General features: G+C 51.0%; 11 protein-coding genes. 9 read left to right on the forward strand and 2 right to left on the reverse strand.

The features are described 5' to 3' along the window. A partial coding sequence (locus LDL35_RS12175; RefSeq protein WP_304022777.1) for a DUF262 domain-containing protein occupies positions 1–1,543 on the forward strand: 1,543 nt, incomplete at its 5' end. A gap of 143 nt (positions 1,544–1,686) precedes the next feature. On the opposite strand, the gene LDL35_RS12180 is transcribed toward LDL35_RS12175, so the two are convergent. Together LDL35_RS12180 and LDL35_RS12185 are read right to left on the reverse strand one after the other, a co-directional pair. Then, positions 1,687–1,908 carry a type II toxin-antitoxin system HicA family toxin gene (locus LDL35_RS12180; protein ID WP_304022779.1) on the reverse strand — a complete coding sequence of 74 codons (222 nt, stop codon included), beginning with the start codon at positions 1,906–1,908 and terminating at the stop codon, positions 1,687–1,689. Continuing rightward, a complete protein-coding gene (locus tag LDL35_RS12185; protein WP_304022781.1) occupies positions 1,901–2,113 on the reverse strand; it encodes a type II toxin-antitoxin system HicB family antitoxin in 213 nt (70 codons plus the stop codon). The genes LDL35_RS12180 and LDL35_RS12185 overlap by 8 nt, the downstream gene beginning before the upstream one ends. 259 nt (positions 2,114–2,372) lie before the next feature. Between LDL35_RS12185 and mmp11 the strand changes: the two genes are divergently transcribed. The 8 genes from mmp11 to LDL35_RS12225 all read left to right on the forward strand — a co-directional run. Continuing rightward, positions 2,373–3,263, forward strand: a complete 891-nt coding sequence (mmp11, locus tag LDL35_RS12190) for a methanogenesis marker protein 11 (protein ID WP_304022783.1) — start codon at positions 2,373–2,375, stop codon at positions 3,261–3,263. After that, positions 3,248–4,213: a radical SAM protein gene (locus tag LDL35_RS12195; protein WP_304022784.1), complete on the forward strand. Its 966-nt coding sequence runs from the start codon at positions 3,248–3,250 to the stop codon at positions 4,211–4,213. The genes mmp11 and LDL35_RS12195 overlap by 16 nt, the downstream gene beginning before the upstream one ends. Then, complete coding sequence (locus tag LDL35_RS12200; RefSeq protein WP_304022785.1) at positions 4,210–5,310, forward strand: thiamine pyrophosphate-dependent enzyme; 1,101 nt, start codon at positions 4,210–4,212, stop codon at positions 5,308–5,310. The genes LDL35_RS12195 and LDL35_RS12200 overlap by 4 nt, the downstream gene beginning before the upstream one ends. Then, positions 5,307–6,488, forward strand: a complete 1,182-nt coding sequence (locus tag LDL35_RS12205) for a homocitrate synthase family protein (protein WP_304022787.1) — start codon at positions 5,307–5,309, stop codon at positions 6,486–6,488. Before LDL35_RS12200 ends, LDL35_RS12205 begins: the two co-directional genes overlap by 4 nt. Further along, complete coding sequence (locus LDL35_RS12210) at positions 6,436–7,650, forward strand: aconitase/3-isopropylmalate dehydratase large subunit family protein (RefSeq protein WP_304022788.1); 1,215 nt, start codon at positions 6,436–6,438, stop codon at positions 7,648–7,650. Before LDL35_RS12205 ends, LDL35_RS12210 begins: the two co-directional genes overlap by 53 nt. Further along, the gene (locus LDL35_RS12215) at positions 7,647–8,135 is read left to right on the forward strand and encodes a 3-isopropylmalate dehydratase (protein WP_304022791.1); all 489 of its coding nucleotides are present in this window, start codon (positions 7,647–7,649) and stop codon (positions 8,133–8,135) included. The genes LDL35_RS12210 and LDL35_RS12215 overlap by 4 nt, the downstream gene beginning before the upstream one ends. After that, on the forward strand, positions 8,132–8,929 hold the full coding sequence (locus LDL35_RS12220) for a hypothetical protein (RefSeq protein WP_304022794.1): 798 nt from the start codon (positions 8,132–8,134) through the stop codon (positions 8,927–8,929). The genes LDL35_RS12215 and LDL35_RS12220 overlap by 4 nt, the downstream gene beginning before the upstream one ends. Continuing rightward, on the forward strand, positions 8,926–9,639 hold a 714-nt coding region (locus LDL35_RS12225; RefSeq protein WP_304022795.1), incomplete at its 3' end, for an isocitrate/isopropylmalate family dehydrogenase. The genes LDL35_RS12220 and LDL35_RS12225, both read left to right, overlap by 4 nt.

Consider the following 9,639-nt stretch of genomic DNA (forward strand, 5'->3'; position numbering starts at 1 on the left):
TATCGAGCTTGATGAGGGTGAAAATCCGAATCAGGTGTTCGAGGCTTTAAATTACCGGGGTGTGCCGCTTGAGGAGTCAGACCTTATCAGGAACTTCTTCTTCGCACATCTGGACAGCCAGGAGATTGCCGAAGCTCAGTATGATCAGTTCTGGAAACCGATGGAAGAGCGACTGAATAATGATCAGACTCTGATATCTTCCTTTATCCGGCACTTTTGCATGAAGGACGGACGTATCATCCGTCATGGAGAGATCTTTGAGAAGATCCGGAGGCGTTACCAGCAGGCTTCATCAGATGATATTCGCCTGTTACTTCGTGATATCAGCAGATTTTCTGAATATTACCGCCTTATCCTCTTTCCTGAACAGGGTGACGGGGACAGCCGGGTCAGGAAGGAGGTGTGTAAATCGCTTACCCGGATTAAACGAATCAGCAATAATACCCCGGCCCCATTCCTCCTTCTCCTGCTGGCAGCAAATGACCGACGAAGAAACCCTGCTGCCTCACTATCGGATGATGAGTTGCTTGAAATCCTCTCCTGTGTTGAAAGTTACCTGATACGGCGGATGGTCTGCCAGCGGTCAGATGCGGTATATGAGGAAGTGTTTGAGATCCTCTGTCGGGGTGCAGCAGACGGGTCAGGGTATCTTACGCCGGAGGAGACCAGGTCATTTATCGCATCTCTTCAGGCTCCCTTTGATATGCCGGATGATGATGAGTTTTTGGATCATCTCCGGTACAGCGATCTCTATCAGCCGGGTTCTGACAATGAACTCGTATCTGTCATCCTTGAGCGGCTTGAGGAGTACTTTTCAAGTCAGCCACGTGGCTCTGATCCTGCGCCATCATATGCATTGTTTGAGGATGAGGCTGAGGTCAGGATGATCGATCATATCATGCCTGAATTACTGTCAGATAACTGGAAAGAGCATCTTGGGTCAGACTGGTCTTCAGTTCATGCCGACTTTGTGCACCGGCTTGGAAATCTGACGATTACCCAGGAGAACCCGGCGATAAAAAATGCAGATTTCGAGGTGAAGAAGGCCTGGTATGCTCTTGATAACCTGATGATGAATGCAGGTATGAAAAATATACGGTTCTGGAGACGATACCAGATCGATCAGCGTTCAGGTGTTCTTGCGGCGTTCTGTGTTAAGATATGGGCACGGTGTGAGGCATCCGAAACCGAGGTCCCAAAACTCTCACCTGCTCCTGGTGCCTGTATGCGGCAGGGTGAGATACCAAAGATGGCACGGCCGACAAAGCTTACCATTGCCGGTTCATCGCATGAGGTGAAGTACTGGTACCAGGTTCTGGAACATACGGTACAGGTTGTCTTTGAGAAAGAGCCGCAGAAGTTTGACCGGATAGTCAGGGAGTATCCCGGATATTTTTCCGACGATCCATCACGGTATAAATCCCGGGTCGGTTCCTACTCCTATAAATCCCGGTTTGGCAGGTATCAGATTAGGGATATGTGTCTGAATATCGTCCGGCTTGTCGGATGGAATGAAGAGGTCTGGTGTCTTACCTGTGAATAAATAGTATGTATGAAATAATCCTCTTTTAATCTGCATAATCGCAAAAATAATCGAATTATCTGAACAAGTCATAAGTTGTATATTGCGCCCTCAATAGTCTGAAGGGTTTACCATACTCTGCTTGTAAGGGCTTATAATGATCTTTACAATACCTGTGTAAATTCATCAACGGTGATATCAGCGACACGAATAAGATCTCGTAAAAGGCCGGGTCCTAACGTTTGGTGAAGAGGGACAGACAAGGTATTGATAGATCCGTCTTTTGTCAGGATAACATGACTACAACGCTGGCGTGAAATCTGCCAACCCAATTTAGTAAATGCAGTAATTGCCTCCTTTCCACTTACAATGGGTAATTTAGGCATGGATTGGAATTTCTACATCTGTCATATGAATAGTAATTGGCAGGCCCTGTTCTTTTCTCACATCAATACATAATTCTATTGCTTCCTGGATATTGAGAAGAGCTTCTTCTTCTGTCTTGCCCTGGCTCATGCAACCAGGAATTATCGGGCACGCGACTACATACCAATTATCCTCATCCTTGTAGATGGTAATTGGGAATTTCATGGATAGACATTTTATTTCTGTTCTTATAATTTCATTCTCTGAAATGGAACAACTGATTCGGCTGTAATAATCACGATAAACACATCATAATAATCTCCGAATCTGTTGGCAGGGACCTCAATACTCACCCTTTTTTATTCGTATTATGTCTGGTCCGATGAGCCTGATCTCAATAAGGAACACTTATACCTGTTGGTGCACCATGTTTGTTGACGAAATTTTCGCCAACAAAGATCCCCCTATATATCTGGAGCCCGGAATGTCTGGTATATCAGAGCCATATATTATCCATTATCCGTGGATTTGCGCAGTCAGCGACGATACAGGAGGGCAGGTCGAACTTATCGAGTGTTTTGACTGTATCGGCGGTGCCATGTGGGTGAAAAAGCACTATGCGAAGTCTCCACTTGTCACCGATGTCAGGACCGTCGGTTCTATGAACCGGTTTCTTCTCCGGACCGGAGAGGTTGATCTTGCCCTTGAAGGATCAAAATTTCCGGCTGGTATCTCAAAGGTCAGTGTAGAGGGGAATGAGATTGCCATCTCCTATATCGGGATGGGTGGTGGCGGGGTTGGTGCCACCATCTGCCGGGCACGTGCCGAAGGAGTGCTCCGTTCTGAATACGAAGAGTCAGGTGGCGGAAAAGTTGCCGGTTCAACGATAATCCTTCCCAGAAAGAGCCGGGTGCTTATCGGAGTTGATGATACGGACACCCCGGAGGAAGGAGCCACCTGGACGCTTGTTCACAATATTGCCCGGACGGTTGCAGATAAGAACCACCGGTATCTCTCCCATACAATAGTCCAGCTCTTTCCGGTCCCGTTCAGGACAAAAAACTGTGTCGGTGTGGTGGCAGAGTTTGCAAGCAGCAATCCGGAGGAGCTGGCAATGAGATTTTCCGGGCTTCTGATGCAGTACACCCTCTCAAAAGAGACCGGTATGGCGGTCTTTACCGGATTTTCTCCGGATCGTCTTTTAGAATACGGGTGGCGGACTAAATCCGGACAGGTTACCCCGGATGATGCGAGGGCACTTGCCGGTGATGATCTCAAAATCTGGATCAATGGCCGGGGAATTACGGGTGCAATCGCAGCGATCCCGTTTTACACCCGGTATGATGAGGGTCTTCAACTATGTGGACAGAGCTGAAAGCCCGGCTCTTACATGCAGGTACTACACACCTGACCGGAGTTTCAGCAGATGACTATATCGCACGATCCCGTGCCGGTCCGGGGGCAGGAAAGTCTGGTTCGGTTTTCTTTTGCATGGATGGCCACCGGGTCAGACTGAGCCTTTCCAAAACCGGCCGTGTTGAGCTCTACCATGCAGGGAATGGAAAGGCAGTTCTCCGTTTTGAAGGAGAGGAGTACTCCGGTTCTTTGGAAAAACCCGGACTTCATTGTCCCCGGCAGGCATACCTGACCATTACCGGTTCGTGCATCTTTCAGTGCCGGTACTGTAATGTCTGGAAAAATCCCGGACCACGGCGGAGTATTGATGAGATAGAAGCGATGGTCTTGTCTGTATTTCCAGACATTGATGCAATATCCCTGACATCCGGCGTCCTGACTGATATCCATGAAGAGGAGCGGTATACGCGTGATGTCGTGAGAAGGCTGCAAAAGTTTCATCTCCCGATTGGAGTATCAATATATCCTGACCCACAGACACCGTATCGCCTGAAAGAAGCCGGAGTATCAGAGGTGAAGTTCAACCTTGAGACGGCAACTGACCAGCTCTTTTCTGTCATGTGTCCCGGCCTTGTCAGGTCCGATGCAATTGCTGCTCTTCGTGCTGCAGTTCCTTTGTTTGGAAGAAATCATGTCTTTTCCAATATTATCCTTGGACTCGGGGAGACTGATGAGGAGATGGCTGCATGTATCGAGCATCTGTGCCAGAACGGGATCCTTCCGGTCATCAGGCCCCTGACGCCTGGCGGGGATTTGGCCGGTTTAGAGGCCCCTGAACCGGATCGGATTATTCGGATAGCCCGGATTCATGAAGATATGATTCGCACGTATGGACTGAATCCGCTGGAGGCCCTGACCATGTGTCCGGCATGTACCGGATGTGACCTCATTCCGGGGAAGGACACATGAGATCCGGTCTTGGGGATGCAATACTTGCATATGCTGATACAGTGTATGCCGTGCCCGGATACCCGGTGACGACCCTGATTGAAGAGACCGGGGCAGAACTGGTCATCAATGAGAAGGTCGCCCTTGAATATGCACTTGGAGACTCGCTTCGAGGCAAGCGATCCTGTGTAATCGTCAAGCATGTCGGGATGAATGTACTTGCCGATACGCTGGTTCATGCAACCGCCCAGGGTCTGAAAGCCGGGGTCGTCATTGTTGTCGGTGATGATCCGAATGCATACGGGACCCAGACGGTGCAGGACTCAAGGCTGTATGGATCGGTTGCCATCTGTCCGGTTATTGAGATGTCCGGTGATGATCCGGTCGGAGAGGCTTTTTATGTATCCGAGCAGTTCTCCCGTGTTTCCATCGTCCGTTTCATCCCCGATGACCTGAAGAGAAGATGGCCGGGATGTTCTGCAGTATCTGAAAGGAGTCCGTGTGGGACGCTTGCCGACTCTGATCTGACCATGTACGGTCGTGCGGTTCGTGCCTATTCAGCGGTCCCGGAGATGATAGAATCAGGGTATCTTCCGTATCCTATCTCACCCCTGGTCCATGATGACAGTCCGGTATCCCGCCGTGAACGGGGCTCATCACGGATGTTCTGTCCAGGTTGTCCGTTTAGGTTTGTCTTTGATATATTGCAGGAGCGGGAGATGCCTGTTATCAGTGATACCGGCTGTAGTCTTCTCGCCATGATACCGCCGTACAGATGCGGGATTGCCAACTACGGGATGGGATCATCGGTGGGAGTTGCTGCACAATCGACCAGAGTGGCACTGACCGGTGATTATGCCCTGCTCCACTCAGGCATCCAGGCTCTGATTGATCTGCATGCAAAAAGCAGACCGCTTCTCTGTATTGTCCTGCAGAACCGGTGTATGGGAACAACGGGCCGCCAGCCGGTACCGGATGTCTGCACCTACCTGGGTTTTTCAAATCCGATCAGGTGCAATGCCAGCGAACATGAAAAAATTTCAGGACTTTTGGCCCCTGATACCACACTACGGGTGCTTATCATTCAGGGAGATTGTCCGGAGGAACAACGCACATGAAACCATGGCACATTGAAATTTGTGATGTAACTCTTCGGGACGGTGAACAGACCCCTGGAGTATCATTCACTGCTGATGAGAAGAAGGATATCGCAACCCGGCTTGATGCAATCGGAATTGAGGTGATTGAAGCCGGTTTTCCTATTGTATCCGCTCATGAAAAGGAGATGGTCCGGAATATCTCCCGGCTGGGTCTCTCTGCAAAGATCTGTGGTCTGTCACGGGCCTGCAGGGAGGATGTGGATGCAGCGCTTGATGCCGAAGTTGACATGATCGGGCTATTTATTGCCCCTTCGGATCTGCACCTTAAATACAAGCATAAAAAGCCCAGGGAGGTTGTTGTTGCGAACGCGCTTGAACAGCTTGATTATGCAGTAGATCATGGCCTTATCGTCCGGTTTGGTGCAGAGGATGCATCCCGGACCGATCCTGATATCCTCGTTGACATCTACCGGCAGGCTGCAGACCATAAAGCGACCTATGTCACGTATGCCGATACGACCGGGTGTCTGACCCCTCTTGAGGTTGCAACGGTCATGAAGGATCTCGTCCCCAAAACACCTATTCCGATTGCCATGCATGCCCATAATGATCTTGGGTGTGCGACGGCAAATACTCTGATCGCTGCAGAACTTGGGGCATATCAGTTGCATACCACGGTGAACGGACTTGGTGAACGGGCAGGGAATGCACGGCTTGAAGAGGTTTTGGTATCGCTCGTGCTCAAAGGCGGGATTACCCGGTATGACCTTACCGAGATTCCGGCTCTTTCAGAACGGGTTCAGCAGTATTCCGGGATTTTTATGCCTGCAACGAAACCGGTGGTCGGTGCGAATGCATTTGCCCATGAGAGTGGGATTCATATTGCAGCCATTCTGGAAAATCCAAAGACCTACGAGTTCGTCCCCCCAGAGCTCCTGGGACTGGAGCGGCGGTTTATCCTGGGTAAGCATACCGGAAAGCGTGCTCTGGTGCATATTCTGACTTCGTTTGGCTATCACATCACCGATGAGCAGGTTATGCAGGTCCTTGAATTGATAAAGGAGAGAAGTGAGGATAAATGCAGTATCAACCAGCGGGTGCTTGCGGAGATCATCTCCCAGGTCACCGGGGAGGATAAGATCAATGGTGACATTATCGGAGAAGATTCTGGGTGCCCCGGCCGGCACGTATATTGATCGACGGATTGACCGGGCATTCTGCCATGACGGGACCGGGATTCAGGCAAAGATAATCTATGATGCAATGGGGGCTCCGGGTATTGCACATCCGGATTCTGTCTATATTATCTATGATCATATTGCCCCGGCAAACAACTCCCAGACTGCAGAGCTCCAGGCTGAGCTTCGGACCCTTGCCAGAGAGAGCGGGGTGCATTTCTGGGATATCGGCTCTGGTATCTGTCATCAGGTGATGGCGGAAGGCCAGGTGGCACCAGGGGAGGTTGTCATCGGAGCTGATTCTCATTCATGCACACTCGGTGCTCTCGGGGCGTTTGCAACCGGCGTCGGGGCAAGTGACATGGCCGGTATCTGGGTGTCTGGTGAGACCTGGCTGCGGGTTCCTGATTCAATCGGCATTCATCTCTCCGGATCCCTGAAGAAAGGAGTTGAGTGGAAGGATGTTGCCCTGACCTATGTGGCACGACTTGGCATGGACGGAGCAACCTATGCGGCCCTTGAGTTCGTTGGTGAATCTGCGTCGTCGGTTCCCATGGAAGGACGGCTGACATTGTGTAATATGGCGGTTGAGGCCGGGGCAAAGACCGGGCTCTTTTATGCAGACAAGGAGACTGAGCGATATCTCGCAGGGTATTTTGTTCCCTGTCCGATGCAGGTTCAGGAGAGCCCGGACTATGTGCAGGACTGTTATCTTGACCTCTCCGATCTTGAGCCGGTGTGTGCGGTTCCTCACCGGGTGGATACTATACAGGCGGTCACGGCCCTTGCAGGGACTCATCTTGACCAGGTCTTTATCGGGACCTGTACGAATGGCCGGTTTGAAGATCTCGCACGTGCTGCCAGGATTCTGAAAGGACGCCGGGTAAAGGTCAGAACCATTGTTGTGCCTGCATCAGAGCGTGATTACCTCAAGGCAATTACGTCAGGGGTTGCTGCTGATCTTGTGCAGGCAGGATGCACCATCGGACCGCCCGGCTGTGGTCCCTGCCTTGGTGCCCATATGGGTGTTCTGGGTGAGGGTGAAGTAGCCCTCTCAACCGCAAACCGGAACTTTAAGAACCGGATGGGTGTGGGGGCTTCGTATTATCTCTGTTCACCATCCACTGCTGCAGCAAGTGCGATATATGGTGAGATTACTGACCCACGGGAGGTTATATGACTGCCCTTCACGGGTCCGGCCCTGCAGTCTGTATCGGAGAGGATATCGATACGGATCTGGTGATTGCCGGACGATACCTGAGAACAAAAGACTGGAGTTTCTGGGCAGAGCATGTCTTTGAGGATCTTGATCCTACTCTTGCCACAAGACTGAAAGGAGCGGTACTGGTCGCCGGAAAGAACATGGGCTGCGGGTCGTCACGGGAACAGGCGGCCCGTGCTCTGCATGAGGCAGGAGTTCTTGCAGTCATCGCTCCATCGTTTGCCAGGATTTTTTTCCGGAACTGCATCAATGTCGGTCTTCCGTTACTGGAATGTGATCTGACCGGATGCACCGATGGCATGATCATCACCTTTGACTGCACTGAAGGGTGGGTGGACGTGGATGGAACACGGCATATCTTCCGGCCCCTCTCTCCACGGATGCAGGAGATTCTCAAGTCCGGCGGTCTGATTGAGTACTGGAAACGGAGACGAGAGCGATGATCTTTCCTCCCCACTGCAAATGCATCGGGTATGCAGGAAATAAACCGGTAGGGGACCGGGTGTATTTTCTCTCCGAGTATCTGATCCATGAAGTTCCCGATGGATTTGAAATATTAGCCGTGCAGCCTGCAGAGGGGGACGGACTGATGCGGGATATTGCCTCGGTGACCAGGATTGCTGGGCCTGATGAGGTATACCTGTATCCAGAGCCGGTGGTGCTCCATAACCGGGGAGATCTGATTCAGAAAGCCCTTCAAAGCCCGAAACGGTGCACGATTTTCACCGGGATTGAGGAGCATAAGATCTTTATCTGTGATCCGGACCCTGCATCTCTGCTCACGGTTCACGTCTATGATGTCACCCCTCCCCATCCGCACCTTGCCGGAACTCTGGAGGTTCTTGAAAAGGCAGGGATATTTGGTGAACTTGAGATCAGATTCTGTTATCATGTAAATGATATCAGGGAGACAAAAGCAGATGCATATCCCTGTAAGGCAGGGGGCTTTTCCCGGACCATCGATTCTGACCGGCTTGTCGGCGATGAGCAGGTGGCAGGGTGTATGACGGCACGACAGATGCTTAAGGACTGCTATGGGCATGATTTTCCTCTCATTGATATCTGCCCGGCAAATGCAGCCCAAAAAGAACCGTTTATTGCACGATGTTGCCGTGCAGAACGCAGCGGGGTACAGACGCTGAATGGAAAGAAGGGTGTGGTGGTTCACTGGGGTGCATCCCCCAAACAGATCACCGATGCCGTGTATGCATGTATTCATGAATGGAGGAATGGATGAAGCGGGTTGTTGTGGCTCCTGGTGATGGTATCGGACCTGAAGTAATACCTTCTGCACTTGAGGTGCTTCGGTTCTTTCATCCTGAATGGGAGTATACTCCGGTATATCTGGGGTATGAATGCTGGAAGAGGACCGGAGATGCATTGTCACAAAGGACACTTGAAACACTCAAAAATGCGGATCTCATCCTGTTTGGTGCGATTACAACACCTCCTGATCCGAAGTATCACAGTGTGGTGCTGCGGATTCGAAAGGAACTGGATCTCTATGCAAATCTCCGTCCGGTATTCGGAGACGGGTTTGATATTTTGATCGTGCGGGAGAATACCGAGGGGCTCTATTCAGGTATCGAATGGCAGGAGAAGGATCGTGCCTGTACTCTGCGTGTTGTCAGTGAAGCAGGATCCAGGCGTATTGCCAGATTTGCCTGTGGCTGTGCCAAGCGGAGACGAAGACACCTGACAATCGGCAATAAGGCAAATGTCCTGAAGTCTGACTCTTATTTCCTTGATATCTGTATGGAGGAGGCTGAGAAGGCAGGAATATCCATAGATAAAAAGTATATCGACTCACTGGTTCTTGATGTCCTGCAGCACCCCGGCCGGTATGATGTCATTGTGACGACGAACATCTTTGGGGACATCCTCTCAGATGCGGCTGCATTTCTGGAAGGGGGCCTTGGGATGCTTCCCAGCGCGAATATCGGACGG

The sequence above is a fragment of the Methanospirillum hungatei genome, assembly GCF_020216685.1.
Taxonomy (GTDB): domain Archaea; phylum Halobacteriota; class Methanomicrobia; order Methanomicrobiales; family Methanospirillaceae; genus Methanospirillum; species Methanospirillum hungatei_B.

Coding starts and splice junctions, on each gene's coding strand:
- LDL35_RS12180 (WP_304022779.1), bottom strand. CDS start 1,908: ATGCCTAAATTACCCATTGTAAGTGGAAAGGAGGCAATTACTGCATTT.
- LDL35_RS12185 (WP_304022781.1), bottom strand. CDS start 2,113: ATGAAATTCCCAATTACCATCTACAAGGATGAGGATAATTGGTATGTA.
- mmp11 (WP_304022783.1), top strand. CDS start 2,373: ATGTCTGGTATATCAGAGCCATATATTATCCATTATCCGTGGATTTGC.
- LDL35_RS12195 (WP_304022784.1), top strand. CDS start 3,248: ATGTGGACAGAGCTGAAAGCCCGGCTCTTACATGCAGGTACTACACAC.
- LDL35_RS12200 (WP_304022785.1), top strand. CDS start 4,210: ATGAGATCCGGTCTTGGGGATGCAATACTTGCATATGCTGATACAGTG.
- LDL35_RS12205 (WP_304022787.1), top strand. CDS start 5,307: ATGAAACCATGGCACATTGAAATTTGTGATGTAACTCTTCGGGACGGT.
- LDL35_RS12210 (WP_304022788.1), top strand. CDS start 6,436: ATGGTGACATTATCGGAGAAGATTCTGGGTGCCCCGGCCGGCACGTAT.
- LDL35_RS12215 (WP_304022791.1), top strand. CDS start 7,647: ATGACTGCCCTTCACGGGTCCGGCCCTGCAGTCTGTATCGGAGAGGAT.
- LDL35_RS12220 (WP_304022794.1), top strand. CDS start 8,132: ATGATCTTTCCTCCCCACTGCAAATGCATCGGGTATGCAGGAAATAAA.